Genomic DNA, 26,924 nt, shown 5'->3' on the forward strand with positions numbered 1-26,924 from the left:
ATGGAAGCCGGCGTGGGAGGAATGAATGAGCGTCAGAGTGGGGATTGTCGGCGTTGGCGTAATGGGGGCCGATCATGCCCGCACGATCGCATCGCAGGTGGCGGGTGCAACCATTCGCTGCATCTATGACGCCAATGCGGAACGGGCCAGGCAGATTGCCGACGAGGTCGGCGCAGACGATGTCGCCAGCGATCCCATGGGTCTGATCGGCGATCCGCAGGTTGATGCGGTCCTGATTGCCTCGCCGGACGCTACCCACAAGGAGCTGACACTTGCAGGCATCACCGCTCGTAAGCCGGTGCTGTGCGAGAAGCCTCTGGCCCCCACCTCACACGAATGCCTCGAACTGATCGAAGCCGAGGTGGCGGCCGGCGCGCGCTTCGTCCAGGTGGGATATATGCGCCGCTTCGATCCGTCCTATGTGGAGATGAAGGCCCATCTGGTGGCGGGCCAGGTCGGCAAGCCTGTGATGTTTCACTGCATTCATCGCAACGTGGCCGCGCCACCCTGGTTCGATGGCAGCATGGCCATCGCCAATTCGGCCGTACACGAATTCGACGTGGTGCGCTGGATGCTCGCCAGTGATCTCACGGCCATCTCGGTGTTCCGGCCCGCCAGCTTAGCCGGTCAATCGCCCGGCGCGCCCGTCTTCCTGGTGCTGGACAGTGCCAGTGGGGCCCTGGTGACCATCGAAGTGTTCAACGATGCTGCCTATGGCTACGATGTCAGGGGCGAACTCGTGTGCGAGAAGGGCACGGTCGAACTGCAGCGGCCGATTCATGGCATCGTCAACCATGCCCTGTCGCAGGGCACCAGCTATCCGCTGGATTGGCGTCCGCGCTTCCAGGACGCCTATCGCCTGCAAGCGCAGAGATGGATCGCGGGCATCAAGACGGGCCGACCCGAGGGCGCAAGCGCGTGGGACGGCTACGCCGCCACCCTCGTGGCAGAGGCGGGATTGCGATCCCTCGGCTCCGGCCGTCGGGAGGAGATCCCCGCTGCGCCGGTTCCCAAGCTCTACGGTTGAGGCCTTGCGAGGCTTTCGAGTTCCCAGTCCGGCTGTCGCCGGCATCAGTAGCCAAGCTTGACGGCCGTCGTCGCCTCGGCGGGCTTCCCGTTGAGTTCCCGGAAGCGTGCGACACTGGCCTGGGCGGCGGCGGCGAGCAGCCTGGCGTCGCCGGATACCGTCGTCATGTCGAAGCCCCATGCGATGGCGCGCGCGGCATAGTCGGGGGTGCCGCAATGCAGGGCGGCTCTCTTGCCTGCGTTCCTGCATGCAGCGACGATCTTCTGCAGCGCCTCGATCATCTCCGGTTCCTCGCGATCGAAGCCCGGTGCGAGTCGCCCCTCATGCAGGCTGAAAGTCAGATCGGCCGGCCCGACATAGATGCCGTCCAATCCGGGCGTGGCGGCAATGGCCTCCAGATTGGTCATGGCTTGGGCGGTCTCGACCATGGCGAGACCGAGAATCTCGTGGTTGGCTTCGGCAGCGTAGTTGGCGCCCGCGGAGAAATTCGCACGCGTCGGGCCGAAGCTGCGCTGGCCCTGCGGCGGGTAGCGTATGTAGCTCACGAACTCGGCGGCCTGCTCGGCGGTGTTCACCATGGGGCAGATGATACCGTAAGCGCCAGCGTCCAGCGCCTTCATGATGATGCCGGGTTCGAGCCAGGGTACCCGCGCCATCGGGACGACGCCCGAGGCGCGCACGGCCTGGAACATCGGCAGCAGCATGGAATAGTCGAGGGCGCCGTGCTGCAGGTCAACCGTGACGCTGTCATAGCCTTGCGCAGCCATGATCTCCGCCGTGAACGGGTTGCCAATGGAGAGCCATCCGTTGATCGTGGAATGTCCCCCGGACCAGACCTGCCTCAGCTTGTTCTTGATCACGGACGCCTCCTCAAAACACAATCTGGGCGAGCTTGGTGTCGAGATAGTCGGCAATGCCTTCCATGCCCCCCTCCCGGCCCATCCCGGAATAACGGGTGCCGCCGAAAGGAGCCTCGGCGGCGGCCAGGGCGAAGCTGTTGATGCCGACCATGCCAGCCTTCAGCTCCGTGACGGTACGCCTGGCGCGCCTGGGACTGCTCGTGAAAGCATAGGCCGACAATCCCATATCGCTGGCATTGGCCCGCGCTATGACCTCGTCATCCGACGAAAACGGCGCGATGGCAGCGATAGGCCCGAAATTCTCCTCTGCGAACACGCGCATGCCGTCCTCGACATGGGTGAGCACGGTCGGCTCGAAGAAGAAGCCGGCATTGAGGGTGGAGGGCGCGCGGCCCCCACACAGCACCCTGGCGCCGGCCTTCTCGGCCTCGGTGGTGATGGCCTCGATCTCGCTGCGCCGCCTTGCGTTGATGAGCGGCCCCATTTGCGTCGCACTGTCGAGGCCATCGCCCAGCTTGAGGGCGTTGGCTCTGGCCACGAAGCCCTGCACGAAGGCATCGTGGACGCTTTCATGGACGAAGAAGCGATCGGGGGTCACGCAGACCTGGCCCGCATTGGCGTATTTGGTCGGCACCGAAGCGTTGAGCGCCATTTCGAGGTCGGCGTCGTCGTAGATGATGAGGGGCGCGTTGCCGCCTAGCTCCATCGAAACCTTCTTCACCGTTTCGGCCGCATCCTTGATCATCTGCTGCCCGACGCGCGTCGAGCCAGTCAGCGAGACCTTGCGCACCGCCGCAGAGGCCATGATTGGATCATAGGTCGTCGAGGTGGGGCCGACGACGAGGCTTACGACGCCGGCCGGAATGCCGGCGGCCCGGCTGCAATCGACCATGACCATGGCGGTCCCCGGCGTCTGGCTGGAAGGACGCACGATGATCGAGCAGCCGGCGGCGAGGGCCGGTGCGACCTTGCGAGCCACCAGCGCGGCCGGAAAGTTCCAGGCCGTAAAGGCGGCGGCGATGCCGACGGGCTCATGCAGGACTTCGAAGCGCCCTCCGGGCACCCGGCTCTCGATGACACGGCCGTAGATGCGCCGTGCCTCCTCGGCGTACCAGCGGAACTGGTCGGTGGCCAGGCCCCATTCACGCTCGGCCTGCACCATCGGCTTGCCGGTCTCGCTCGAAATCATACGAACGGCTTCGTCCTTGCGGCGGAACATTTCGTCGGCGACGCGATGCAGGGCGTCGGCGCGCTCGAACGCTGTCTTGGATCGCCACAGCGCCAGGCCCTTCACGGCGCTGCCAAGCGCTTCCTCGGTATCCGAGCGCGTGGCGACCGGCGCCTCGCCCAGGGCTCGCTCGTGGACCGGGCTGATCACCGGGAAGGCGGCCTTGTCGGACGCCTGACGCCACTGGCCATCAATATAAAGGCCGAAATTCTGATACATGGTCAGGCAACCTCGCTGATGTGCACCGTGCGACCCTCGCTGATGGACCGGCTGGCGGCCTCGGCCAGGATCAACGCTGCGCGCCCGTCCTCGAAACCCACTTCCGGCGACGTGCCGTTTTCGACGGCATCGATGAACGCGCCGATCTCGGCGTTGAAGGCCTCCGAATAGCGTTCGATGAAGAAGTTGAGATAAGGGGCCCCGCGGGATGTCGATTCGGCCGTGAAGCACACGGAGTCGTGCGTTCTCCGGTTTTCCGACATGGCCATGCCCTTGTTGCCGAAGACTTCGACGCGCTGGTCATAGCCATAGACGGCCTGTCGCGAATTCAGGATCAGGCATTGCTTTCCGGTCGAGGTGGCAAGCACCACCGATGCGGTATCCCAATCCCCGCAGCGATCCATGAGCGTGGGATCCACCAGTCGACTGCCCGTGGCGCTCACCGTCTGGGGTTCCTCTCCCAGTAGAAAACGCGCCATGTCGAAATCATGGATCGTCATGTCGCGGAAGATCCCACCCGATGCCTCGATATAGGCGTCCGGCGCCATTGCCGGATCGCGCGAGGTGATGACGACCTGGTGAAGCTCACCGATATCGCGATTCAGTATGGCGGCCCGCGTCGCCCTGTGCGTGCGGTCGAACCGCCTGACGAAGCCGAGCATGATCGGAAGCGGCGTATTGCCAATCGTCTTGGCGCAGCGGTCGACCCTTTCGAGGCTCAAGTCGATCGGCTTTTCGCACAGCACCGGCTTGCCGGCCGCAACGGCCTTCTCGATATAGTCGGCATGCGTGCTGGTAGAGCTTGCAATGAGCACCGCGTCGACTTCGTTCGAGGCGAATACGTCGTCGTCGGCCGCATAGACGGTCGTGCCTTCGCTTGCTCCGACTTCAGCGGCGGCTTGTCTCGAAATATCGAAGACACCCGCCAGGCGGGCCCTCGGATGCGCCCTTATGTTCGCGGCGTGCATCCGCCCGATCCGCCCGCATCCCAACACGGCAATCCTCAGCACGGAAATCCTCCTGTGATTTTTTGCAATGATCATTGCAAAAAACTCCAGTTGTCAATAAGCCGTGCATAAATTTTTGGCGACCCGCCCTTGCCGCATGCCGATCTGGCGACGCCTCAACCCGGCAAGGTGACGACGAGGGGTCCGTTGCGCGTTGCGACCACCGTATGTTCATATTGAACCGTCGGTGACCGGGGTTTGCTGAGCAGCGTCCAGGGGTCCTCCGACTCCGTCGCCAGATGAGCGCCCATCGACACGAAGGGCTCCACGGTGAACACCAGGCCGTCGGTCATCGTCCTGCGCTCGGAACGATCAGGCCAGGTCGCGATCTCTTCCGGATATTCGTGCAGCGAGCGCCCGACGCCATGGCTGGCCAGGTTCCGGACGAGCGTATATCGGTTCCTGCGTGCGAACTCCCCGATCGCAAGACCGATATCGGCCAGCGGCTTGCCTGCTCCCACCTGCCGAATGCCCGCCCACATCGCGCGCCGGCCGTCTCGGCACAGGCGCTCGATCCGCTTGCTTGCTGGCGGCACGGCGAAAGAAGCGCCCGTATCGGCGAAGAATCCGTTCTTCTCGGCCGAAACGTCGATATTGACGAGATCCCCTGCCTCGATGCGGCGGGCTCCTGGAATACCGTGGGCAATCTCTTCGTTCACGCTGATGCATGTGGCGCCCGGAAACCCGTAGCAAAGCTCGGGCGCGGAGCGGGCACCGGCTTCTTCCAGTAGATTCCGACCGATTTCATCGAGTTCGGCCGTCGTCATTCCGGGCTCGATCGCAGCGCCCATAGCCTCGAGCGTATTGGCGACGACACGGCCGATTTCCTTGAGTGCGCGAAGCTCGTCTTCATTCGAAATTGTCATGATGTCCCACTCCAAACCCGGCCCAGGAGAGCCATGCCCAATGCTGCATCAGAGGCGTGTTCGCAAGCCCGATCAGGCGGTTTGTCCCGGCATGGATCCGTCTATCCGCGAGGCGCCTTGATGTCGCTACCCGATAACGCAAGGTTGCAGGCGGTCGGAAGAGGCTCGACTGCCATGGCGACCACATGCCGCGACGCCAGCCCGTCATTGTCGCTTCACCGGCCCGCACCACCCGGGCAGGAAGTCTGCATCGGCGCCTCGAGCCAATTCCAGGGCCTGCGAAAGGGCGTCATCGAAGTCCTCCGCAACCAGCTTCGCCTTGATGCGCCGACGCAGGAAATCCGCCCAGAGGAACTCGCTGAAGGGCGTGGTATCCTTGGCGTAGCCGCCAGCGATGCGCAGTTCTCCGGCCAGGCTGCGATAGGGATCGTCCACCAGATCGACGATGTACCGGGGAATATCCTCGTAGTTGCGCCGCTGGCCCTTGGCGTCGAAGGGATGGATCCAACCGCGATTGTCCAGATAGATCCAGAATGCATCGCGGCTCAGTTTGCGCAGGTCGCTTACCACTGTCACCGCGATGCTCTCGACCCCTTCCTGATGCAGGGCGAGCGACAGGTGATGGTGATCGATGACGTAGTAGTTCTCCTTTGGTCCCCAGATCACGGGGATCATGTGGCTGGCGATGAAATCGGCCTTCTTCTTGTCATCGCCGCGCGTACGCCAAGCCCTGCGTTTGGCTTCCACCTCGCGAAAGCCGACTGTGATCTGGGTCGGCCGGAGCTCGGCGATGGGCGTGAGGTGGAGACGAGGCTCTCTGGAGAAAGACATGGCAGCGTACCTTTATTGGAGTCTTGTCAACTCGCCACCAGCACCCTCGGACATTGAAGCGCCATTGACCTGGAATTGCTAGGGCCGGTGCATTGGAGCGTGCTTCCATTGAAAAGGGCTCGTCTTCGATGATCTTCGTTCACGGTCTGCAATGGACAGGGAGGGCCCGCAAATGCCTGTGTCGGCACGAAATCTCCGAGAGCCACTGAACTATCGCTCGCTCCTTTCGAGGGGCCGCTATAGCGTCAGCTTGGGTCGCTGAAGGGAGAGACGCTTCCGCTCGTCTCACGTCCAGTCTAACGGACTGTGATTCGCTGCCGGGGGGGCGGCTGGAACTTGGGAATGGATGGACAAAGCTCGATTACGGCCGATCTCATCGCGGTGCTGGTCGCCGTCGCCGGAGATCGGCCGCAGACGCTGACCGTGCAGGACGGCAATGCCTTGCCTTCCGGCCCCTTCGAGGCCGATCATCGCTCCTTGCAATCGGGGTTGCGCGCCCGTGTCGAGCGCCAGACCGGCCATGTGCTCGGATATATCGAGCAGCTCTATACCTTTGCCGACAGGGATCGCATTGGCGATCCGAGCCGACGCGTTATTTCGGTGAGCTATCTCGGCCTGACGCGTCAGGGAAGCGACGGCGGTTCCGAAAGTAGGTGGCGCGATTGGTACGACTATTTCCCGTGGGAGGATCATCGGGATGGACAGCCGGCCTTCTTCGAGGACCGAATAGCCAAACCCCTGGTCTCATGGGCGCGGGGCGCGGAGACGGCCGGGCTTCGCGAGGAGAGACTGCAAAGGGTCAACATCTCCTTCGGACTGAACGGGCTGCCCTGGCATGAGGACCTCGTCCTGCAGCGCTACGAACTGCTCTATGAAGCCGGTCTGGTTCCCGGCACCGGTCCCGCATCGGAGAGTTCGGCGCTCGTTCCCGGCAAGTCGATGCTCGCCGATCACCGACGCATCCTCGCGACGGGCATTGCGCGGCTGCGCGCCAAGATCAAGTACCGCCCCGTCGTCTTCGAACTCCTGCCGCCTACCTTCACTCTTTTCCAGCTCCAGCGCTGTGTCGAAGCCCTGGCGGGGCAGAGAGTGCACAAGCAGAATTTCCGGCGGCTCATCGAGCAGCAGGAACTCGTCGAGGAGACGGGCGCGCTGACGGCGGAGACCATCGGCCGGCCGGCCAAGCTGTTCCGCTTCCGGCAGGCCGTGCTGGCCGAGCGCGTCGTCGTCGGCACCAAAATTCCCCAAGCTCGGGGTTGACAATAGTTATGCTCAGGTTAAGCATATGTCGGCATTATGCTCAATCGGAGTATAAAAAATGTCCGCATCTGCCGGTGCACTCCTTCGGACTCGTCCGCTGTACGAGCGGGTCAAGAGCGTCATTCCCCCGATGGAATGGCCCGTCCTGGCGGACGATATCGATGCCATCCTCGATCTCAAGCACCGCCGGAACGCGGTGATCCTGGCGCATAACTACCAGGCGCCGGAGATCTTCCATTGCGTCGCCGATATCGTCGGCGACAGCCTGGCCCTCGCCCGCAAGGCCATGACGGTCGACGCGGAGGTTATCCTGCTCGCGGGCGTGCATTTCATGGCCGAGACGGCCAAGCTTCTCAATCCGGAGAAGACGGTACTGATTCCCGACATGGGTGCGGGGTGCTCTCTCGCCGATTCCATCAGGCCCGAAGACGTGCGCCTCCTGCGGCAGACCTATCCGGGTGTTCCCATCGTCACCTACGTGAACACCTCCGCGGCGGTGAAGGCGGAGTCCGATGTCTGCTGCACCTCCGGCAATGCCAGGGCAATCGTCGAGGGGCTCGGCGTCGATCGCGTCATCATGCTCCCGGACGAGTATCTCGCCCGGAACATCGCAGCGGAAACAAACGTCGAGATCATCGCCTGGAAGGGTCACTGCGAGGTGCATGAACGCTTCTCGGCGAGCGAAGTGCGCCAGCTCAGGGAGGATCATCCGGGCATCATCGTGCTCGCCCATCCGGAATGCCCGCCGGATGTCGTAGCGGAAGCCGACTTCTCGGGCTCGACGGCGGTGATGTCGGATTTCGTGGCCGCCGAGCAGCCGGCGCGCGTGGTCCTCCTCACCGAATGCTCGATGAGCGACAACGTGGCCCTCCAGCATCCCGGCGTGGAATTCATCCGGCCCTGCAACCTGTGTCCGCACATGAAGCGGATCACCCTCGCCAATATTCGGCAGGCCCTCGAGACCAATAGGCATGTCGTAACGATCGACCCCTTGCTGGCCGCGCCGGCCCGCCGTGCCGTGGAGAGGATGCTGGCCCTGTGAGCGAATATCCCAGAGCCTATCACGAGCAGACCGTGATCGTGGGGTCCGGTCTTGCGGGTTTGATGACCGCGCTCTGCCTTGCTCCGCAGCCGACGGTGCTGGTGTCGCTCGGACCCCTCGGCCAATCCACCTCGACCGCTCTCGCACAGGGAGGATTGGCGGCAAGTGTCGGGGAGAACGACAGCTCTGCCCTGCATCTCGCCGACACGCTGTCCGCCGGTCACGGGCTGGGGGATGAGCAGGAGGCTCACCGCATTCTCAAGGCCGCTCCCGCCATCGTGCGCAAGCTCTGCGATCTCGGCGCCTGTTTCGATCGCGAGGGTGCGAACTATGCGCTTGGGCTGGAGGCCGCACATGGCCGGCGCCGGATCGTCCATGCCACCGGTGACGGCACCGGGCGTGAGATTGTCAGGGCCTTGGTCGAGGCGGTTCGTCTTGCGTCTTCGATTACGGTGCTGGAAGAAGCGGAAGCACGCAGGCTCCTGGTCGAGGGCGGGCGCATTGCCGGCTTGATGGTCGCCTTGTCCTCGGGACCGCTCGTGATCCCCACCTCTCGCGTGGTGCTTGCAACGGGCGGGATCGGGGGGCTGTTCCAGGAAAGCACCAACCCCAGAACCAGTGCCGGCCAAGGATTGGCCCTCGCTGCTCAGGCTGGAGCGATGCTCTCCAATCTCGAATTCATCCAGTTCCACCCGACCGCGCTGGACGCGCCGACACGGCCCATGGGGTTGATCAGCGAAGCGGTGCGGGGAGAAGGCGCCATTCTGGTCGATGAGAAGGGCGATCGCTTTCTGAAGGATCTGCCGGGGGCGGAGCTTGGGCCGCGCGATGAAGTCGCACGAGGGATCTGGAACCATCGAATGGGCGGCCACTCGACGTTTCTTGATGCTCGCGAGCGGCCCGGCCCACGCTTCCTGAAGCGATTTCCCGGGATCGCGCACTCATGCCTTCTGGCGGGCATTGATCCGACAAGGGATCCGATACCGGTCCGGCCCGCCGTTCACTATCATATGGGTGGCGTCGCCGTTGATGGGCGCGGACGCAGTTCCGTTCGCGGATTATGGGCCTGCGGAGAGGTTGCCTGCACGGGATTGCACGGTGCCAACCGGCTGGCCAGCAACTCCCTGACGGAGGCGGCCGTATGTGCGTCCTGGGTGGCCGAGGATGTCCGCAACTGCCTGAACGATATCTGTGCAAGGTTGCCTGACTACGCTCTCCCCGTGATCCCTGCTTCCGGCAATCCAACAGCCGTGCGCCCTCTGCTCTCCCACTGGCTCGGGCTGGTGAGAGATCGGACAGGCCTGGAGAAGGCGATCGGAGCACTCCTGCCGCTGGCAGGCCGTCGCGGGCCATCCATGGCGCCTGCCCAGGTCGCCCTGATGATGGCGGTCTCGGCTTTCCGGCGCGAAGAGAGCCGAGGCGCCCACTACCGCTCCGACTTTCCCTGGGCTCACGCCGACGCTTCTCGCTCCGTCCTGTCCTTGAAGGAGGCGACGAGTGCGGCCGTGGAGCTTTGTCCTCAACCGATCGATCTTGCCGAGAGTGCCTGACATGGCGTTGACGCCCCTGCCCTCCTTCTTGTTCGAGCCCCTGGTTCGCGCCGCCCTGGCTGAAGATCTCGGTCGTGCGGGCGACCTGACCACGGACGCCATCGTTCCTCGCGATCTGGTGGCCAGGACTGTGCTGGCCGCCCGGCAGCCGGGCGTGGTCGCCGGCCTCGACGTGGCAGCCAGCGCCTTTCGACTGATGGATCCGGCCATGGAGGTGATCGTCCACAAGCCAGACGGCAGCAAGCTCGCCCCCGGAATGGTCATCGCCTCGGTAAACGGTCTCGCTCATGCCATGTTGACCGCCGAGCGCACCGCCCTGAACTTTCTTTGCCACCTCAGTGGCATCGCCACCGCGACGGCGGCGGTCGTTGACGCCGTGAAGGACCACAAGGCCCAGATCGTCTGCACCAGGAAGACGACCCCCGGCCTGCGCATGCTCGAAAAATACGCCGTCCGCGCAGGCGGCGGAGGCAACCATCGCTTCGGGCTCGATGATGCCGTCCTGATCAAGGACAACCACGTCGCGATTGCCGGCGGTATCCGTTCGGCTTTGGAACGCGCGCGCGCCACGGTGGGGCATATGGTCAAGATCGAACTCGAGGTCGACACATTGGCGCAACTGGAGGAAGCCCTGACGCTCGGCGTCGACGCCGTCCTGCTCGACAACATGTCACCCGATGAGCTGCGGACTGCCGTGGCGATGGTTGGAGGCCGGGCGCTGACTGAGGCATCGGGCCGCGTAACGGCCGCGACGGCGCCGGCCATTGCGGCCAGCGGCGTCGATCTCATCTCCATCGGCTGGCTCACCCATAGTGCGCCTACCCTCGACATCGGCCTCGACTACGCGCCGTAGCCGGGCGTATTCCCTCTGAAGCGAATAGAATGAGGCCCCGCTCTATTCGCCCGCCCGCCCCATCCCGGAGAATTGAAGTGCATCTCGAGCAGACAGAGACTGGCAAGCACCCGCGTGCAGACGCGGCCTATATGCGTGTCTATGACCGTTGGGCCGGCCTCTACAATCTCGTCTTCAACTGGCCATTCAGACCCGGCCGCAAGGCTCTTGGACAAGCTGTCTCACAGGCTCTCCCCAACGGCGGCTCGGTGCTCGTCGCCGGCGTGGGAACCGGCCTCGAGCTCGAATTCCTGCCGGTGAATACCGATATCGTGGGCATCGATCTATCAAGGCCGATGCTCGAGATCGCAAGGCAGCGCGTGGCTACGAGACACCTTGGCCATGTGCGCTCCCTGGGTCTCATGGACGCCGGCGCACTGACCTTCGGCGATAGCAGCTTTCACCTCGTCGCGGCGCCCTACCTGCTGAGCGTTGCCCCCTCCCCGCAGCGCGTCCTCGAGGAGATGTGGCGGGTCACGCGGGTGGGTGGAGAGGTGATCATCCTGAATCACTTCTCGTCCGAGCGCGGTATCTTCGCCGTTCTCGAAACCGGGCTGGAACGCCTCGGACACAGGGTGGGATGGCGGCCCAAATTTCCCCGGGCGGTCATCGACGATTGGCTCGAGGCTCAATCGGGCGCCCTTGTCATCGACCGCCGACGCATCGCGCCTTTCCGCCTCTTCACACTCGTGCGCGTGAGGAAGACGGCCTGAAAGGCTTACTGCGACAGCAGCGATGGGGCTTCCTTGATCAGCCGCTGGGAGGCAAGGACGCCCTTGGAGTCGAACTTCAGTTCGACCACCCAGTCATAGGTGGTGTCGGGCCACTGGCCGTCCGGGAGCACGGCGGCGGGCTCGCCGCCGAGCGCGCGGATAAGCTTGGCCAGCTTGTGGTGATGCCAGGCGATGAGAATGCTCCTGCCGTGCGGCTTCGTGCTTAGGAAGACCGCGAGTTCCTTCTCCTGATGATTGGCGAAGCTCGTGTCGACGGGCAAGCCGAGCGCCTGGGCGAGCGGCTCCAGCGTAAGGCGCGGACGCTCGCTGTTGTCGCTGTCGGTGGAGGCGATCAGGAGTTCGGGCTCCTGGCTGCCCCCATCCGCCGTGAAGGGCTTGAAGTAATGGGCATAGGCACGGGCCCTTCTCTCGCCCTCCGGCGCCAATCCTCGCCCCGTGGCCGGGGCTTCGGCGTGCCGGATGATGAGAATGGTGCAGCCGGCAAGGAAATCCCGTGCCAGCGCGGGGTGCGGCATCGCTCCTGCCAGCAGGGCGCTGACCAGGGCTGCCAGCAGGCTGCGGCGCGTGAAAATGGACATCACCATCTCCCGGTTTGGCGTCAGAGCATTCGCGCCAGCGCAGTCGCGGTATCCCGTGCGGCATTCAGGGTGATGGCGACGTCCTCTGCCGAATGGGCCGTCGAGACGAACAGGTTCTCATAGGCCCCGGGGTGGAAAAGGACGCCGCGCTCCAGCATGCCCTCCCACCAGAGCCGGAACATGTTCTGGTCGGCGTGACGTTCGGCGTCGCGATAGTTGTCGATGGCCCGTTCGGAGAACCAGACCTGCATCAGGGGACCGACACCCACCACGGTCGCCGGCAGGCCTGCGGCCTCCAGGACCTGCTCCAGGCCGCTGCGGAGGCTGTCCGATACGGCATCGAGGCGGTCGTAGGTGCCTTCCTTTCCCAATTCGTCCAGGGCTGCGTTTGCCGCCGCGACGGCGATGCCGTTGGCCGTGTAGGTGCCGGCCATGGAAACGGCGCCGGTCGCGACCAGCTTCATGATGTCGGCCCGCCCGCCCATCGCGGCGACGGGAAAGCCTCCGCCGAGGCCCTTGGCGAAGACGGAGAGGTCAGGCCGGATGCGGTAGCGTTCCTGCGCCCCGCCAAGCCCGAGGCGGAAGCCTGTGATCACCTCGTCGAAGATCAGAACGATGCCATGCTGCTCCGTGAGTGCACGCATGGCCTCGAGGTAGCCGGGCTTTGGAAGAATGCAGCCGGTGTTGCACATCACCGGTTCGGTGAGCACCGCGGCAATGTCGGCGCCTTCGCGCGCGATCACATCGGCCAGGAGATCGGCATCGTTCCACGGCAGGATGATGAGATTTTCCTCCACGCCATGGGGCATGCCGGGACCCTGGGCCACCGGGCTGGGACGCTCGTCCGGCCCTGCCATCGCGAGGGAGGGATGCTTGCTCCAGTAAACACCGTCCGAGAAGCCGTGATACATGCCCTCGAAGCGTATGATCTTGCGCCGGCCGGTGAAAGCGCGGGCCAGGCGCGTGGCATAGAGTACTGCCTCGGTGCCCGTATTGCACAACCTGACCTGGTCGACGCTCGGCACCGCCGCGATGATCTTCTCCGCCAATACCGCCTCCTCCGCGGTTGGCAGCGCGAAGATGGTGCCGCGCCGTTCGATGAAATCGACCACGGCCTGCGTCACGCTCGGCGGCCTGTGGCCGAGGATCATCGGCCCCAGGCCCAAGAGGTAGTCCACATAGTGGTTGTCGTCGACATCGCGCAGGCGGGAGCCGTTACCGCTTTCCACGAACAACGGATATGGCATCCACCCGGACCATTGCGCCCTGGCGGTGCTGTTGACACCGCCGGGGATCACCTGACGCGCTGAATCGAAGAGAGCAGCACTATTTGCGGTACGCAGAATCGATGTGTTGACGAAATTCACGTGTCTTACTCAGTTGCAAAAGGGGGATTGGCGAGGCGCAGTCAGTTCTTGGAAAGATCGGCGTCGAGGAAGCCCAGCGGATGCGGCGGCCGGATCACCCGCGTGCCGGCCTGTTCCTGCTCCTCGGCGATGGCACGGTGGAGCTCGGGCATCTTGGTCCAGTGGACCTTGGGGCGGTAATGATGCTCGGCGTGGTAGCCGTTGTTCATCCAGGTCCAGTTGTAGATCCTGTCGTAGGTGCTTACGCCCCAGGCTAGCGGCTTGTCCGGATCGCCGCCGAAATGCTCGTAATAGCCGTTGAGCGAGGACAGGCTCTGCCCGAGATAGTTGAACGGCAGCATGCAGACCAGGAAGCGCCAGTCGATGGCGGTCAGGACGAGGTAGAAGCCGATCATGACGGCAAGCTCGATCTTGGCCTGCCGTGCCTCGCTCGGACGCCGCAAAGCCATTGCCCGGAGGATCTCGACGGGATCGTCGCGAAAATAGCTCAGGAAGGTGTAGCTCCAGACATTCTCGGGGTGCCCGTCATGGCCGTGCTTGTAGATGGAGAGATAGTCGAGCGTGCGTCCGCCCTCGTCGGGCCGGTCCATGTTGCCGCTGTGATGGCGCATATGGACGAAGTGATACATCGTCTGGGAAAAGCCGAGCGTGATCGAGAGGACCATGCTGAAGGCGGCGTTGAGGCCGGCGCTTTTGAAATAGGGATTGTGGATGAAATTGTGGGAGATGCTGTTGATGTTCCACGAGATCGATAGCGCGTAGATCAGGGCCAGCGTCACGAAACTCCACCACGACAGCATCGGGAAGGCGAGGAACAGCGCGATCACGCCCGCAAGGTGCGCGAGGCCGAGTGACACCGGTATCCAGTCCCAGCGGGAATATTGCAGAAGGCGGGTCTGCATGTTCGGACACACTCCGGGTTGATTGGCCGGCGCGCTCCGAAGGAGCAGGCGGCATCTCATGCCACCGCAAGGCGCAAGGTGTGTGCCAACCCGGCGCGAATTAGATTTCTCAATGACTTAGCCGTTCGAACCATCGATTTTGGAGGAAGCGCCACGGATTTCTTCCCCCCATTCCGTGGAGGAAGCTCCAAAATTTGATGCTCGCAATTTGGAGGAAGGCCAGGCGGCCGGCCCGAAACCCCCGGATTTGCAGCGTTCGCGGGCCCCGGTGGGCGTGGCACGCATCTTGCGAAGTCCGTACGAACCGTGCGCCGAAGGGCGACACGCGGGTTTTCGGATTGCCTGATGACGTATCGTATTCTCTGCGACTTCGATGGGACCGTCACCATGAACGATGTGACGGATTTGCTGCTCGAGAGCTTTGCCGAGCCGGGCTGGCAGGATATCGAGGCACAATGGCAGGCGGGGCTTATAGGCTCGGCGGCCTGCATGGAGCGCCAGGTCGCCCTGCTGCGCTGCCGGCGCGAGGCGCTCGACGCGCTGCTCGACACCATCCGCATCGATCCGGGCTTTGCCGGCTTTGCCGCCTACTGCCGGCGGGAGGGCATTCCCCTCGCCATCGTCAGCGACGGCCTCGACTACGCCATCCATCGCATTCTGGCGCGCGCGGGCATTGCAGGACTGCCGGTCATCGCCAACCAGCTCGTCTTTCTCGACGATGACCGCTACGCCATGTCCAGCCCGCACTCGGAGGCAGGGTGCCGCTCGCTTGCCGGCACCTGCAAATGTCGCACCGCCAGCGCGACGGGGGATCGGACCGTCCTGATCGGCGATGGCCGGTCAGACTTCTGCGCGGCCGAGACGACGGATTTCGTCTTCGCCAAGAACGCACTTCTGACCTACTGCCGGATCCAGGACATTCCTCATGTTCCGTTCGTGCACTTTGCCCAGGTCACCGGCTTTCTCGCGATGGGCGTCGCGACGAAGCCCGCGCGTCCCGTCGCCCGTCCACGCGGGACAATGGTGCAATGATGCCGATTCGCGTTCTCGATCTCGACGGGAGCCTGCCGGAGCAGGACCCTGTCGCGCGGCGGCTGGCGTCGGGTGACGCAGAACTGCACGATCTTCGCCAGCAGGGACCGGCGTTGCGCCTGTGGAGCCTGGGGCATCGTTTCACCGCCTTCGACGGTTTCTGGCGCGATCTGTCCGGCGGGCATCGGCCATCACTGACACTGGTCGGCTCCGGCGATTTCCATCATCTGACGGCGAGCTTCATCGCCGCGGTGGAAGGCCCGCTCACGGTCCTGCATTTCGACAACCACCCCGACTGGTGCTGGACCATGCCGCGCCGGCATTGCGGCTCATGGACCCACGAGGTCCTGGGCATGAGCCACGTCGCACGTCTGATCACCATCGGCCCGTGCAGCGAGGATCTCGTGCGCCCGGACCGGAAGGGAGCCGATATGGACGCCCTTTCGACAAGGCGGCTGGAACTCTATCCCTGGCGTCACGCGCCCTCCTCGATCGGCGCTAGCCGGGTCGCCGACGGGCCGGGACATCGCGTCTCCGATGGTGCCCTGCACTGGCGCAATCTCGCCGACGACGATTGGAGCGCTTTCCTGGATGGGCTGGTCCGGGAGATTCCCACCGAGCGCATCTGGCTCACCATCGACAAGGATGTGCTGCCCCCATCGGATGCCGTGACCAACTGGGACCAGGGCGGCCTGCCGCTTGACTATCTGCTTGAGGCCATTCGCCGCCTGGCAGGTCGCTTCAGCCTCGCAGGAGCGGATATCTGCGGGGAATATGCGCCTATCCGACACCGCAATCCCCTCAAATATCTGGAGGCCAGGCTCGATCAGCCTCGTCCGGCCGCCTCTCCCGACCTTGCCGTCAATGCACTGACGAATGAGAGATTGCTTGCCGCATTCGAGGAGATCCTATGACTGGGCTTGCTTTCCTCGTGCTGGCCGGGACCGTTTGCTGCGACGTGGTCGGCCAGCTCTGCTTCAAGGTCGGGCTCGACGGCGCCCCTTCTTCGATCCAGGCCCTGCCGATCTGGCAGCGGGTCGTGCGCTCTCCCCTGATCTGGCTGGGGCTTGCCACCTATGCGATGGAAATCGGGGCCTGGCTGTATGTGCTTTCACGCCTGCCCCTGAGCGTTGCCTTTCCGCTGGCAGGCCTTTCCTATTGCGGCATCGCACTGGCGAGCCGCTTCATCCTCCATGAATCCATCTCCCGTCGTCGCTGGATCGGTACGCTCCTGATCGCAGTCGGCGCCGCCATCGTGGGAAGTTCGTTGTGAAGTATCGCGGACCACGCAGCGCTCATCGCCATGCCCTCACTCCCGAAGCCGGCCCGCGCCGGACGGACTACGGCTTCCATTTTCCCGGTGGCCCCACGGCCATATTGCTGATCCATGGCCTCACAGGGACCCCAACCGAGCTGAAGATCGTTGCCAAGGGGCTGTCGAAGGCTGGATTTTCCGTCTACGGGGTACAGCTCGCAGGCCATTGCGGCAATGAGGCGGACCTTCTTGCCACGGGATGGCAGGACTGGCTCGAAAGCGCCTTGGCCGCCTTCGACCGCATACGCAGCCGGCATGAGACTGTTTTCGTCGGCGGCCTTTCCATGGGCGCCCTGCTCTCTCTCCTGGTCGCCTCGCACCGTCCAGGCCGGGTAAGCGGCTGTATACTTTATTCCCCGACCATGTTCTACGATGGCTGGAGCATTCCCCGCATCAGCGTGGCGCTTCACGCCGCGATCCTGCTGGGCTTCGGGCGCTTCCTGCGGTTCCGCGAGAATTTTCCCTACGGGGTCAAGGACGATCGCCTGCGGGCTCGCATTCAAGCCGCCATGGAGGCCGGGCAAAGCGAGGAGGCCGGGCTGCTCCATATGCCGGGGCGGAGCCTGGGCCAGTTGCTGCGGCTGATCCGCGACCTCAAGCGCCGCCTGCCCGCCATCCGCACGCCGGCACTGGTCCTCCATGCCCGCGAGGACGATGTCACCAGCATACGCAACGCCGCCTACATCGCGGCCCATATCGGCGGTGCGGTGGAGAAGATCCTGCTCGACGACAGCTATCACCTGATCACGCTCGACCGTGAACGCGACCTCGTCATCGACCATACGATCGGCTTCCTGCGTCGCACCGAGCTGGCGCGGGCGGCGGCGTTGGCCGTGTTTCCCTTGCAGGAACGAGTTGCGTCATGACGCTCCAGGCCGTCGTCGAAACCTCGATCACCGCCTTCGCGCCGGAAGATTGGGACCGCTGCTTTCCGGGCGATCCCGAGAACTGGGCCTTCTACCGAGCCTGCGAGCTCGCCGGCCCGCCCGGTTTCGAATGGTATTATGCCGCCATTCTCGCCGATGGCCGGCCCGTAGCGCTCGCTCCGGCGTTCGGCACCCAATACCGGCTGGATACGACCGTTCAGGGACCCATGAAGCAAGTGACGGACAGGCTCTATCGGCTCTTTCCCTCCCTGCTTTCCCTGAGGCTGCTGGCCATGGGATCGCCAGTCGCCGAGATCTGCCATGTGGGTTTCGCGCCGGAGGTGAATTCATCGAGGCAGGCCGACCTCCTCGCGCGCATGGTCACGGGCCTGCAGCAATTCGGCAGGCAAAGGCGCTACAGTCTTCTCGGCATCAAGGATGCGCCGTCCGCCGCGGATGGCCTGTGGGCGAACGCCATGCACCAACGAGGCTTCACCCGTTTGCCGGGACTGCCGACAGCGATACTCGACCTGCCCTTCCATAGCTTCGAGGACTACCTCGCCAGCCTCAGCCGCGCCACGCGCAAGGACATGCGCCGCAAGATGAAGGCATTCGGCGAGATACGGGTCGAGCAGCGTCACGCGATCGACGATGTGGTGGATGAAGTTTCGCGGCTCTATGAGGAAACGGTCGCCCACAGCGAACTGCAGTTCGAATATCTGCCTGCCGACTATTTCCCGCAGTTGCTCCGCTCCCTTGCGCCCCAGGCAAGCATATTCCTCTATTGGGCCCAGGATAAGCTGGTCGCCTTCAATTTCGTCATCGAGACGGAGGGCCGGCTGATCGACAAATATATTGGCATGCACTACGAGGCCGTGCCTCGATACAGCCTCTATTTCAACAGCTGGCTCCACAATGTGCGCTACTGCATCGAGCGAGGCATCCCGCGCTACCAGAGCGGCCAGGCCTTCTACGGCCCGAAGCTGCGATTGGGATGCGAACTCCAGCCGAACTGGCAGTATTTTCGCCACAGCAATATGGCCATCAACGCCGTCCTCCAACTTGTCGCGCGGGTGGTCAGGCTTGACCATTTCGATCCCGCGATCGCGGAGCTCGTGAGAGGTACGTCATGACCGACGCCGCGGCGCCCCGGCAGCTGAGCCCCCAGGCCGTACTCGTTGCCTGGGTTTTCCTGCTCGCCTTCGAGACCATGGCGCAAGTCGGCCTGAAGGCGGGGGGGGAGGTTCTGTCGGGCGTTCCCTTCGGCATGGCCTGGCTCGGGCAGGCCGCGCAGACGCCCTGGGTCTGGGCCGGCATCGTGGGTTACCTCGGCGGCTTCGCGTCCTGGATGGTCATTCTGGACCGCATGCCCCTGAGCCTCGGTTTTCCTCTCACTGCCGTCGTAATGCTAACCGTCGCCCTGGCTTCGCGCTATATCTTCGGCGAGGAGCTCTCGTCATGGCGGCTCAGCGGCATCGGCCTCGTCATCATCGGCATGGCAATCATGGGAGGGGATGATTCATGACCCTTCTGGCATGCCTCGGAGGATGGTGGGCTCGCTCGATCCGCTGGAAGCTGGTCGGCGTCTTCGTGCTGATCAGCGTCATTCCGATGCTGATCGCGAGCCACCTCACCACGCAGCTGGTGGCCACGGCGTTCGAGAACAACGTGCGCGGCTGGCTGTTCCAGACCTCCCGCTTCTTCGTGACCAGCATTCTCGACGAGCGCAGGGAAACGGCGGGCGTCGCCAAGGCGATGATCGAGACCGGCGCCTTGAACGACATCTTTTCCGGGCAGACGCGTGAACTGCCCCTGCCGGTTTCCCATGTGATCGACGCCCTCGGCTATGACCTGTTCATGATCACCAACGAGAAGGGCGAGGTCGTCTTCTCCTCGCGAGGCAACGACCACATCACCAGTATTCCCTTCGGCCAGGGCCAGGATCTCTATCTCTACAGCAGTACCGGACGATCGGTGCTGATGGCCGCGGGAAGCAGCGACACGACCTTTGACGGAAAGCGTTTCCGTGTGCTGATCGGCAATTTCGTCGATCAGAGTTTCGTCAACAATATGGGCGTGCTCTCCTCACTCACCATCCAGCTCTTCTACAAGGTCGACGGCAAATTCCGGGAGCTCTATGCCTCGCAGTCCAGCAGCGATGCCGCGCTTCCGGGCAAGGTCCTCTCGCGTCTCGACGAGCTTGGCGGCAAGGGCTACATCAAGGCCAAGCAGGACGGCGACAATCCCTCCATAGGCGTCTTCGCCCCGATAAGGGACGGCGGCAATCTGATCGGCGTCGTCTATTGCGGCCTGAGCCCGCAGGCCGGCCTTGCCGATTGGATCACGCGCGGCAACCTCTTCATCGGCATTTTCGCCTGCGGCATGCTGCTGTCCGTCATCGCCGGACTGATCGTTTCGCGGCTGCTGACCCAGCCCGTCGTCCGGCTGGCGCACGGCGTGCATGCGATCGCCAAGGGTGACTTCACGCAGCGTGTGCCGGTCCGCCGGCAGGACGAACTGGGCCAGCTCGCCATGGCCTTCAACTCGATGGCCCTCCAGCTCGAAGGGCTGCGCAAGATGGAGGCCAAGCTGCGCCGCCGCGAGCGCCTGATGACGCTTGGCGAGGTGGCGGCGGGCCTGGCACATGAAGTGCGCAATCCCCTCGGCATCATCAAGACCTCGGCCGAACTCCTGCAGAGCAGCCCCAACCTCACCCCCGTGGAGGTCCGCCGTCTCGGCTATGTGGTCGACGAGGTACGGCGTATCGACCAGTTGATCCGTGATTTCCTCACCTTCGCCAAACCGCCGCAGCGGATGAGCGACCTGGCGCCCGCCAACCTCATCGAGCGCGTGCTGGGCAGTTGCCAGAGCGAGATCGAACGCCGGGGCGTGGAGGTTCACGTCGAGGACAGGACGACCCGCGGCCTGAAGGTGCATGTCGATCGCGACCAGATGATCCAGGCCTGCCTCAATCTGGTGCTCAACGCCCTGCAGGCCATGGAGACTCAGTCCGAACCTGCCGACGGAGAGCTGCGTGCTCCCCGGCGCCCGCGTCTCGATATCCGGATCGACAGCAGAGGGGACGATGTCCACGTGATGTTCGCCGACAACGGGCCGGGAATCCCGCCCCACTTGATAGACCGGATCTTCGATCCCTTCGTCACCACCAAGGATGCGGGCGCCGGCCTCGGCCTCGCCAAGGTCTTCGCGGTGGCCGAGGGACATGGCGGCTGGATCGAGGCACGCAACAACCCGCATGGGGGAGCCATATTCGAACTTGTCATACCAAGTACTCAGCGGAGGGCCGGGAATGTCCCAGACGATCCTGATCGTTGACGACGAGATTCGGCTGCTCGACGTACTCTCCGGCGTCCTGGAAGGGCTTGGCTACGTCGCTCTCACGGCCAGCAGCGGTCCTGCCGCGCTCCAGCTCCTGGAAAACGAGCCCATCGATCTCGTACTGACCGATCTGCGCATGCCCGGCATGAACGGCCAGGAACTGCTGACCGAGATACGCCGGCGCCATCCCGCCATGCCCGTGGTCATCATGACCGCCTTCAGCACGGTGCGGGCCGCGGTCCAGGCAATCAAGGACGGCGCTTTCGACTACATCGCCAAGCCGATCGAGCAGGAGGAGCTGGCGACCACGCTGGCCAATGCGCTGCGCCTGCACGAGGCCCTGCGCGACAATGAGCGCCTGAGGCAGGAACTCGCAGGGCGCTACAGGTTCGACAGCCTCGTCGGCAATTCGACGGCCTTCCAGAAGGTGATCAAGGCCGTCAGCGAGGTCTGCGAGCAGCGCACCACCGTGCTGGTGACGGGCGAGAGCGGAACCGGCAAGGAGGTCGTAGCCCGCGCCATCCATTTCAACAGCCCCCGCCATCGCAAGCCCTTCGTGGCCGTGAACTGCGCGGCCATCCCGGAGACTCTGCTGGAAAGCGAGTTCTTCGGCCACGTGAAGGGCAGCTTCACGGGCGCGGTCGCCAACCGTATCGGACGCTTCGCCCAAGCGGAGGGAGGCACGCTCTTCCTCGACGAGGTCGGGGACATGCCGCTGCAGCTCCAGGTCAAGATCCTGCGCGTGCTGCAGGAACGCCAATACGAGCCCGTCGGAGGCACGGGGACCCGCACCGCCGATGTGCGCATCATCGCCGCCACCAATCGGGATCTCGGCGCACTGGTCGCCGACGGCAAGTTCCGGGAGGACCTCTATTATCGCCTGGCCGTTTTCCCGATCCGCCTTCCGGCCCTGCGCGAGCGGGCGGAGGACATTCCCCTCTTCCTGCGGCTTTTCGCCGATCAGCTCGGCCCCTCGCTCGGCAAGCGCGACATTCAGTTCAGCCCGGACGCCGTTCGTGTGCTCGCGGCCTATCGCTGGCCCGGCAACATCCGCGAACTGCAGAACTGCGTCGAGCGCTCCCTGATCTCGGCGCGCAGCGAGATCATCACCGCGCCTGACCTGCCACCCTATATCACCGAGCGCCCGCCGGCCGCCAACGGCAATGCCTTTCCCATCCAGCTCGACGATCTTGCCGCCGATTTCGAGCGCCGCCTGATCCTGGACGCTCTCAGGCAGGCCGATGGCGTGCAGGTACGGGCGGCGGAACTGCTGGGCATCACCGAGCGCAGCCTTTGGCATCGCCTCAAAAAATACGACATAACCGTCTCGAAGGCGGTTGGGTCGCGCCCCTGAGCGCGAACAGGAGGCCCCCATGACCCCAATCCTCGATCGCCTTCTCCAGCGAGCCATTGCGCGCATCGTCAGCAAGGGCCGCCTCAGCGTCGTCAGTCCGTCAGGGCGGCAGATGTCCTTCGGCGACGGCACCGGCGCTCCTGTCACGGTGCGCCTGACGGACAGCCGCGCCGTCCTCGCGCTTCTCGCCGATCCCGACATGCGCCTGGGCGAGCTCTACATGGAAGGGCGGTTCGTGGTGGAGCAGGGCTCGATCTACGACTTCCTCTTCCTCATGCTGCGCGAGGCCCAGAACCGGAGCCATCCCCTGCCCGCCCGCCTTATCGACCGGACGCGCGCCTCGTTGCGCCGCTTCCGCCTTCGAAACCTCCCGGCCCGGTCCAGGCGTAATGTCGCCCATCACTACGATCTCGACGACAGGCTCTACAGCCTGTTCCTCGACGAGGATCGGCAGTATTCCTGCGCCTATTTCGAGGATGACGGCCGCACCCTCGAGGAAGCGCAGGCTGCCAAGAAACGCCACATCGTCGCAAAGCTCGCGATCGAGCCGGGGCACCGGGTGCTGGATATCGGCTCGGGCTGGGGCGGCCTCGCCTGCTCGATCGCCGAGGCCGGGGCAGGTCAGGTGCAGGGCGTGACGCTCTCCACCGAACAGCTCGCCTATGCCCGTGCCCGTCCGAAGGGCGCAGCCGAGGGGCGCGTCCGGTTCGATCTCATGGACTACCGGTCGGTCGAGGGCCGCTTCGACCGCATCGTTTCCGTCGGCATGTTCGAACATGTCGGCGTCGGCTCCTATGCCGCCTTCTTCCAGGCATGCCACAGGCTCATGGCCGAAGACGGCGTCATGCTGCTGCACACGATCGGCTGTTCCGCCGAGCCTGGCTTCACGACACCCTGGCTCGACAAATACATCTTCCCGGGGGGCTATATCCCCTCCCTCTCGGAGATCCTGCCCGAGATCGAGAAAGCCGGCCTCTACGTGACGGACGTCGAGGTGCTGCGCCTGCACTATGCCCTGACGCTCCAGGCCTGGCGCTCTCGCTTCCTGGCCCGCTGGAACGAGGCCAGGGACCTTTACGACGAGCGCTTCTGCCGCATGTGGGAATATTACCTCGCCGCTGCCGAGGTCGCCTTCCGCTGCGAGGATCTCGTCGTTTTCCAGATCCAGCTGGCAAGGCGCAACGATGCCCTGCCGCTGACCCGCGACTATATCGGCCGGACCGAACAGGCCCTGGCCCCCGTCGGCGCGGCGACGACCATGCCGGAGCTGAAGCAGGCTTCCTGACCATCCCGGATACCGACCCTGAAATGGAAATGCCCTGACCTTCTTCATCCTGACAATGAGACGGTGGCTCCCATGGCCCATATCGTACTGATCAATCCTCGCTTCGAAGCCTCCTACTGGGGTCTCGAACATGCATTGCCGCTCTTCGACGCCAAGGCCAATCTGCCCGTGGCCTGCCTGCCCCTCCTGGCAGCCCTGACGCCCGCCGAACACCGCATCACGCTGATCGACGAGAACGTCCAGGAGATCGACTATGACCTCTGCGCCAGCGCCGATATCGTCGGCGTCACCGGCATGATCGTGCAGCGTTTCCGGATGCGCGAGATCCTCGAGGAATTGAAGCGGCGGGATTGCTTCGTGGTAGTCGGCGGTCCCTGGATCACGGTGCAGGACGACTATTTCGGCGATCTCGTCGATGTCGCCTTCATCGGCGAGGCTGAGGAGACTTGGCCGCGCTTCCTGGCGGAATGGGCGCAGGGAAGCCACGGCCGCCGATACGAGCAGGCGGACAAGACCGACATGACCCGTGTGCCGGTGCCGCGCTTCGATCTCCTGAGGATGGACGATTACGCGGTCGGCAGCATCCAGTTCTCGCGCGGCTGTCCCTTCACCTGCGAATTCTGCGACATCATCGTGGTCTTCGGCCGAAAGCCGCGCATCAAGACCAGCCGCCAGGTCCTTTCGGAGATGGAGGCCCTGCTGGCAACCGGCATGGATACGGCCTTCATCGTCGACGACAACCTGATTGGCAACAAGAAGGCGATCAAGGAGGTGCTGCGAGACGTCATAGACTGGCAGGTCCGGCACAATTATCCCATGACCTTCGTCACGGAGGCCTCGATCGATCTCGCCGATGACGAGGAACTCATGGAGATGATGGTGGAGGCCAACATCCGCGTCGTCTTCATCGGCATCGAGACGCCGAACGAGGCGGCCCTGCGGGAGACCAAGAAGCTCCAGAACGTGCGCAAGGGAATGAGCATGCTGGAGAAGGTACATGCCATCCAGCGCGCCGGCATCGAGGTGTGGTGCGGCATGATCCTGGGCTTCGACAGCGACGACGCCACCATCTTCGATGCTCAGCGCGCGTTCATCAAGGAGGCACGCATCGTCAATGCCATGGTCGGCATGCTCTCGGCCATCCCGAAGACGCCCCTCCACGCCCGCCTTGCCAAGGAGGGAAGGCTGGACCCCTCGGACCGGCAACCCTATGGCACCAATGTCATCCCGCTCCAGCTCAGCCGCGAGGAACTGCGCGACGGCTATCTTGCCGTGATGGGGGATCTCCACGAACCCGGGGCGTTCTTCGACAGGCTCGATGCGCTTTATCTCGACGAGCGGATCGAGCCGGAACGCGCGCGCCTGCGCCACCTGCGCCGGCATCCCCTGCGATTGGCCAAGCTCAACGCGATGTGGATGTTCGAGGCCTTCGGCATCTTCCTGCGGCTGATGCGCCGCGTGCCCGACCGCAATCTGCGCCGTATCTACCGCGAGCGCCTGTGGACCATGCTCAAGCGCCGCCGTTCACCCGTCGTGATGCAGATCTATGCCATCAAATGCGCGATGCACTATCACGCCCATACGATGATCGGGCAGATGAAGTCCGGCACGATCATCAATTCGTTCTGAGCGGGTTTTGCGAACGGCGTTCCGGGAATAGGGCGGTGGCCGAAGCCGCCCGCCTGGACCTTTCCGATCAGAACTTGACGCCGAAGGAATAGCTGAGGTTCAGGCCGACCGTACTCTGGTTGGGCGATCCGATGCGTGAGGTGATCGGGCTGTCGGCGGCATCGCCGACCAGCCGATCATATTTGTAGTAGACTGTCGCCTTCCAGGCGGGGTTGAACCGATAGGCGGCCGATGCCAGCGCGCCGACCGACTTGAGACCGCTGCTGGCATGATAAGCCGTCACCAGCCCGTTGCGGGCCGCCTCCGCATCGGAGATGCTGAAGGAACTGCGCATATAGGTGCCGTTGGCCAGCGACAGGCGCGGGCCGAGTGAAAAGGTGAAAGCCTGATAGGGCTGTACCCAATCGGTGGCGAAATCCGCCACCATCCCCTGCCGCCCGCGCAGGGCCTGGCGGATCTCGACATGGGCGCGCAGCCTATCCTCGATCAGCCAGTATTCGCCGAACAGGCCCGCGTCCACGGTGAACGGCAAGGCATGGAGCCCGGCCAGCGAGCGATCGTCGGAGCGTGAGCGCCCTCCCCTGAAATCGGCCACCGGGCCGAAAGAGAAGCGGTTGTTGTCGAAAACGCTGATGGAGAAGCCGTCATCCGGCGCGCTGAAGCCCTCCGGCTCGCCGACGCGGCGAATGTCGAAATCGGAAGGCAGCACCGAAAGACTTGTCTTGGATGCCCCTTCATAGCTGGGGCCATATTGCAGGCCGGCGCCCAGGGTGATGATCCAGTCGGGAGCCGCCGCCGGCTGTGAGGAGAAGTTGAGCAGGGAATAGGGCGACGCCTCCTGAGCCCATGCGGAGCTGTACGCCGGCCAGAACGCGGCAACGACGGCGAAGCCAATGGCCGGCACGAGGGAGTGCTTGTGCATGGACGGATACTCAACGATCGATCTTATGAAACGTGCTGGCGCCTGACATGGCAAGCGATGAGTGCATGCAGCCTTAAGAAACCATTCGGAACCGCAGAGGGGTGTGGCAGGAAGACATCATCGCCGGACCCACCCCATCCGGATGAAGGGAGCGAACAGCACGCGATAGATAGCCTCCCCGAGTGACACAAGGAAGTCGCCCGTCAGATCCATGAACACCTTGGCCGCGAGCGCCGCCAGGAGCGAGGTCGCGAGTGCTCCCAGCATGTCCAGCGGCATATGGACACCCAGATAGATGCGAGCCCAGCATATGGCGAGCGCAATGACGAAGAGGCTGAGCGCGGCGGGCCAGCGACGGGCACCGGCATAGGCCACGAGCGCCGAGAGCAGCACTGTCGCATGATCGCTGGGAAAGGAGGTATCCGTCGCGCTTGCGAGGAACGTGTGGCCCAGGGGTATGGCGAAGGGTCGCGGCACGAAGATGAAGAGACCGATGAGCTGGTTGATCCCGAGGGCGATGATGATCGTGGCCGTGGCCTGCAGCGCCGTTTCCCGCTGCGGTCTTTCGCCGCCAAGCCAATCCCAGCAGAGCAGCATGGGCACGAGGCCAATGGCGTAGACCGCGATCAGGCGCGCTCCCTCGATCACCGCTGGCTGGGAAGCGATGCCGGCATTCATCGTCAGGAAGAGCATTTGGTTGAGCTGTATGAGGTTCAAGTCGGTCTATTTCCCTGATGATCGCAACAGGTGGGGCGAGGCGCATCGCGGCGCGGAGGCCATCCCGGGGCATGGCCCAGGGCGCGGGCGGCGGATTGCAAG

The 26,924-nt window shown here is 64.0% G+C and carries 26 protein-coding genes; 16 read left to right on the forward strand and 10 right to left on the reverse strand.

The features are described from left to right. Positions 1–25: 25 nt before the first annotated feature. Positions 26–1,027, forward strand: coding sequence for a Gfo/Idh/MocA family protein (locus tag AC6H34_RS31445; protein WP_497541598.1), 1,002 nt, complete (start codon positions 26–28; stop codon positions 1,025–1,027). Between the two features lie 44 nt (positions 1,028–1,071). On the opposite strand, the gene AC6H34_RS31450 is transcribed toward AC6H34_RS31445, so the two are convergent. The 5 genes from AC6H34_RS31450 to AC6H34_RS31470 form a co-directional block, all read right to left on the reverse strand. Continuing rightward, entirely contained in the window at positions 1,072–1,887 is an 816-nt protein-coding gene (locus tag AC6H34_RS31450) for an HpcH/HpaI aldolase family protein (RefSeq protein ID WP_497541599.1), read from the reverse strand. A 10-nt stretch (positions 1,888–1,897) separates the two neighbouring features. Beyond that, on the reverse strand, positions 1,898–3,334 hold the full coding sequence (locus AC6H34_RS31455) for an NAD-dependent succinate-semialdehyde dehydrogenase (protein ID WP_497541600.1): 1,437 nt from the start codon (positions 3,332–3,334) through the stop codon (positions 1,898–1,900). Positions 3,335–3,336: 2 nt separating this feature from the next. After that, the gene (gene iolG, locus AC6H34_RS31460) at positions 3,337–4,344 is read right to left on the reverse strand and encodes an inositol 2-dehydrogenase (protein ID WP_497541601.1); all 1,008 of its coding nucleotides are present in this window, start codon (positions 4,342–4,344) and stop codon (positions 3,337–3,339) included. Positions 4,345–4,457: 113 nt separating this feature from the next. Beyond that, positions 4,458–5,207 carry a type I methionyl aminopeptidase gene (map, locus tag AC6H34_RS31465; protein ID WP_497541602.1) on the reverse strand — a complete coding sequence of 250 codons (750 nt, stop codon included), beginning with the start codon at positions 5,205–5,207 and terminating at the stop codon, positions 4,458–4,460. A 204-nt stretch (positions 5,208–5,411) separates the two neighbouring features. Then, positions 5,412–6,038, reverse strand: coding sequence for a ParB-like protein (locus AC6H34_RS31470; RefSeq protein WP_497541603.1), 627 nt, complete (start codon positions 6,036–6,038; stop codon positions 5,412–5,414). Positions 6,039–6,380: 342 nt separating this feature from the next. Here AC6H34_RS31470 and AC6H34_RS31475 point away from each other — a divergent pair, with 342 nt between their 5' ends. The 5 genes from AC6H34_RS31475 to AC6H34_RS31495 all read left to right on the forward strand — a co-directional run bounded on the left by AC6H34_RS31475 (position 6,381) and on the right by AC6H34_RS31495 (position 11,495). Further along, the gene (locus AC6H34_RS31475; protein ID WP_497541604.1) at positions 6,381–7,298 is read left to right on the forward strand and encodes an NUDIX hydrolase; all 918 of its coding nucleotides are present in this window, start codon (positions 6,381–6,383) and stop codon (positions 7,296–7,298) included. 58 nt (positions 7,299–7,356) lie between these two features. Continuing rightward, positions 7,357–8,340 (forward strand): quinolinate synthase NadA, encoded by a 984-nt coding sequence (gene nadA / locus AC6H34_RS31480; protein ID WP_497541605.1) that lies wholly within the window; start codon positions 7,357–7,359, stop codon positions 8,338–8,340. Next, positions 8,337–9,890: an L-aspartate oxidase gene (locus AC6H34_RS31485; RefSeq protein ID WP_497541606.1), complete on the forward strand. Its 1,554-nt coding sequence runs from the start codon at positions 8,337–8,339 to the stop codon at positions 9,888–9,890. The genes nadA and AC6H34_RS31485 overlap by 4 nt, the downstream gene beginning before the upstream one ends. 1 nt (position 9,891) lies before the next feature. Beyond that, positions 9,892–10,743, forward strand: a complete 852-nt coding sequence (gene nadC, locus AC6H34_RS31490; RefSeq protein WP_497541607.1) for a carboxylating nicotinate-nucleotide diphosphorylase — start codon at positions 9,892–9,894, stop codon at positions 10,741–10,743. A 77-nt stretch (positions 10,744–10,820) separates the two neighbouring features. Next, positions 10,821–11,495 (forward strand): class I SAM-dependent methyltransferase, encoded by a 675-nt coding sequence (locus AC6H34_RS31495; RefSeq protein ID WP_497541608.1) that lies wholly within the window; start codon positions 10,821–10,823, stop codon positions 11,493–11,495. Between the two features lie 5 nt (positions 11,496–11,500). Here AC6H34_RS31495 and AC6H34_RS31500 read toward each other — a convergent pair whose 3' ends face one another. From AC6H34_RS31500 to AC6H34_RS31510, 3 genes are read right to left on the reverse strand one after another with little or no spacing between them, the layout of a single operon-like run. Continuing rightward, the gene (locus tag AC6H34_RS31500; protein WP_497541609.1) at positions 11,501–12,094 is read right to left on the reverse strand and encodes a flagellar basal body-associated protein FliL; all 594 of its coding nucleotides are present in this window, start codon (positions 12,092–12,094) and stop codon (positions 11,501–11,503) included. A 20-nt stretch (positions 12,095–12,114) separates the two neighbouring features. Continuing rightward, complete coding sequence (locus tag AC6H34_RS31505; protein WP_497541610.1) at positions 12,115–13,461, reverse strand: aspartate aminotransferase family protein; 1,347 nt, start codon at positions 13,459–13,461, stop codon at positions 12,115–12,117. Positions 13,462–13,502: 41 nt separating this feature from the next. Next, complete coding sequence (locus tag AC6H34_RS31510) at positions 13,503–14,363, reverse strand: fatty acid desaturase family protein (RefSeq protein ID WP_497541611.1); 861 nt, start codon at positions 14,361–14,363, stop codon at positions 13,503–13,505. A gap of 345 nt (positions 14,364–14,708) precedes the next feature. Here AC6H34_RS31510 and AC6H34_RS31515 point away from each other — a divergent pair, with 345 nt between their 5' ends. From AC6H34_RS31515 to AC6H34_RS31560, 10 genes are all read left to right on the forward strand, one after another. Next, positions 14,709–15,395 (forward strand): MtnX-like HAD-IB family phosphatase, encoded by a 687-nt coding sequence (locus AC6H34_RS31515; protein ID WP_497541612.1) that lies wholly within the window; start codon positions 14,709–14,711, stop codon positions 15,393–15,395. Beyond that, entirely contained in the window at positions 15,392–16,309 is a 918-nt protein-coding gene (locus AC6H34_RS31520) for an arginase (RefSeq protein ID WP_497541613.1), read from the forward strand. Before AC6H34_RS31515 ends, AC6H34_RS31520 begins: the two co-directional genes overlap by 4 nt. Next, entirely contained in the window at positions 16,306–16,668 is a 363-nt protein-coding gene (locus tag AC6H34_RS31525) for an EamA family transporter (protein WP_497541614.1), read from the forward strand. The genes AC6H34_RS31520 and AC6H34_RS31525 overlap by 4 nt, the downstream gene beginning before the upstream one ends. Beyond that, the gene (locus AC6H34_RS31530; protein ID WP_497541615.1) at positions 16,665–17,576 is read left to right on the forward strand and encodes an alpha/beta hydrolase; all 912 of its coding nucleotides are present in this window, start codon (positions 16,665–16,667) and stop codon (positions 17,574–17,576) included. Before AC6H34_RS31525 ends, AC6H34_RS31530 begins: the two co-directional genes overlap by 4 nt. Then, positions 17,573–18,709 (forward strand): GNAT family N-acetyltransferase, encoded by a 1,137-nt coding sequence (locus AC6H34_RS31535; RefSeq protein WP_497541616.1) that lies wholly within the window; start codon positions 17,573–17,575, stop codon positions 18,707–18,709. Before AC6H34_RS31530 ends, AC6H34_RS31535 begins: the two co-directional genes overlap by 4 nt. Next, positions 18,706–19,101 carry a DMT family transporter gene (locus AC6H34_RS31540; RefSeq protein ID WP_497541617.1) on the forward strand — a complete coding sequence of 132 codons (396 nt, stop codon included), beginning with the start codon at positions 18,706–18,708 and terminating at the stop codon, positions 19,099–19,101. The genes AC6H34_RS31535 and AC6H34_RS31540 overlap by 4 nt, the downstream gene beginning before the upstream one ends. Beyond that, entirely contained in the window at positions 19,098–20,912 is a 1,815-nt protein-coding gene (locus tag AC6H34_RS31545; protein WP_497541618.1) for a sensor histidine kinase, read from the forward strand. The genes AC6H34_RS31540 and AC6H34_RS31545 overlap by 4 nt, the downstream gene beginning before the upstream one ends. After that, positions 20,887–22,269, forward strand: coding sequence for a sigma-54-dependent transcriptional regulator (locus AC6H34_RS31550; RefSeq protein ID WP_497541619.1), 1,383 nt, complete (start codon positions 20,887–20,889; stop codon positions 22,267–22,269). The genes AC6H34_RS31545 and AC6H34_RS31550 overlap by 26 nt, the downstream gene beginning before the upstream one ends. Positions 22,270–22,288: 19 nt before the next feature. After that, complete coding sequence (locus AC6H34_RS31555; protein ID WP_497541620.1) at positions 22,289–23,554, forward strand: class I SAM-dependent methyltransferase; 1,266 nt, start codon at positions 22,289–22,291, stop codon at positions 23,552–23,554. Positions 23,555–23,626: 72 nt separating this feature from the next. Next, entirely contained in the window at positions 23,627–25,183 is a 1,557-nt protein-coding gene (locus AC6H34_RS31560; RefSeq protein WP_497541621.1) for a B12-binding domain-containing radical SAM protein, read from the forward strand. 67 nt (positions 25,184–25,250) lie between these two features. On the opposite strand, the gene AC6H34_RS31565 is transcribed toward AC6H34_RS31560, so the two are convergent. Both AC6H34_RS31565 and AC6H34_RS31570 read right to left on the reverse strand, forming a co-directional pair. Beyond that, positions 25,251–26,105 (reverse strand): MipA/OmpV family protein, encoded by an 855-nt coding sequence (locus AC6H34_RS31565; RefSeq protein WP_497541622.1) that lies wholly within the window; start codon positions 26,103–26,105, stop codon positions 25,251–25,253. A 117-nt stretch (positions 26,106–26,222) separates the two neighbouring features. Further along, on the reverse strand, positions 26,223–26,822 hold the full coding sequence (locus AC6H34_RS31570) for a phosphatase PAP2 family protein (protein WP_497541623.1): 600 nt from the start codon (positions 26,820–26,822) through the stop codon (positions 26,223–26,225). Positions 26,823–26,924 lie beyond the last annotated feature (102 nt).

The organism is Labrys sp. ALF-8 (assembly GCF_059699065.1).

Bases quoted from the DNA above. Each gene is read 5' to 3' on its own strand.
- AC6H34_RS31470 (WP_497541603.1), bottom strand. From the start codon at position 6,038: ATGTCTTTCTCCAGAGAGCCTCGTCTCCACCTCACGCCCATCGCCGAG.
- AC6H34_RS31560 (WP_497541621.1), top strand. From the start codon at position 23,627: ATGGCCCATATCGTACTGATCAATCCTCGCTTCGAAGCCTCCTACTGG.
- AC6H34_RS31565 (WP_497541622.1), bottom strand. From the start codon at position 26,105: ATGCACAAGCACTCCCTCGTGCCGGCCATTGGCTTCGCCGTCGTTGCC.
- AC6H34_RS31555 (WP_497541620.1), top strand. From the start codon at position 22,289: ATGACCCCAATCCTCGATCGCCTTCTCCAGCGAGCCATTGCGCGCATC.
- AC6H34_RS31515 (WP_497541612.1), top strand. From the start codon at position 14,709: ATGACGTATCGTATTCTCTGCGACTTCGATGGGACCGTCACCATGAAC.
- AC6H34_RS31545 (WP_497541618.1), top strand. From the start codon at position 19,098: ATGACCCTTCTGGCATGCCTCGGAGGATGGTGGGCTCGCTCGATCCGC.
- AC6H34_RS31535 (WP_497541616.1), top strand. From the start codon at position 17,573: ATGACGCTCCAGGCCGTCGTCGAAACCTCGATCACCGCCTTCGCGCCG.
- AC6H34_RS31550 (WP_497541619.1), top strand. From the start codon at position 20,887: ATGTCCCAGACGATCCTGATCGTTGACGACGAGATTCGGCTGCTCGAC.
- map (WP_497541602.1), bottom strand. From the start codon at position 5,207: ATGACAATTTCGAATGAAGACGAGCTTCGCGCACTCAAGGAAATCGGC.
- nadC (WP_497541607.1), top strand. From the start codon at position 9,892: ATGGCGTTGACGCCCCTGCCCTCCTTCTTGTTCGAGCCCCTGGTTCGC.
- AC6H34_RS31500 (WP_497541609.1), bottom strand. From the start codon at position 12,094: ATGTCCATTTTCACGCGCCGCAGCCTGCTGGCAGCCCTGGTCAGCGCC.
- AC6H34_RS31525 (WP_497541614.1), top strand. From the start codon at position 16,306: ATGACTGGGCTTGCTTTCCTCGTGCTGGCCGGGACCGTTTGCTGCGAC.
- AC6H34_RS31540 (WP_497541617.1), top strand. From the start codon at position 18,706: ATGACCGACGCCGCGGCGCCCCGGCAGCTGAGCCCCCAGGCCGTACTC.
- AC6H34_RS31475 (WP_497541604.1), top strand. From the start codon at position 6,381: ATGGATGGACAAAGCTCGATTACGGCCGATCTCATCGCGGTGCTGGTC.
- AC6H34_RS31520 (WP_497541613.1), top strand. From the start codon at position 15,392: ATGATGCCGATTCGCGTTCTCGATCTCGACGGGAGCCTGCCGGAGCAG.
- AC6H34_RS31455 (WP_497541600.1), bottom strand. From the start codon at position 3,334: ATGTATCAGAATTTCGGCCTTTATATTGATGGCCAGTGGCGTCAGGCG.
- nadA (WP_497541605.1), top strand. From the start codon at position 7,357: ATGTCCGCATCTGCCGGTGCACTCCTTCGGACTCGTCCGCTGTACGAG.
- AC6H34_RS31510 (WP_497541611.1), bottom strand. From the start codon at position 14,363: ATGCAGACCCGCCTTCTGCAATATTCCCGCTGGGACTGGATACCGGTG.
- AC6H34_RS31445 (WP_497541598.1), top strand. From the start codon at position 26: ATGAGCGTCAGAGTGGGGATTGTCGGCGTTGGCGTAATGGGGGCCGAT.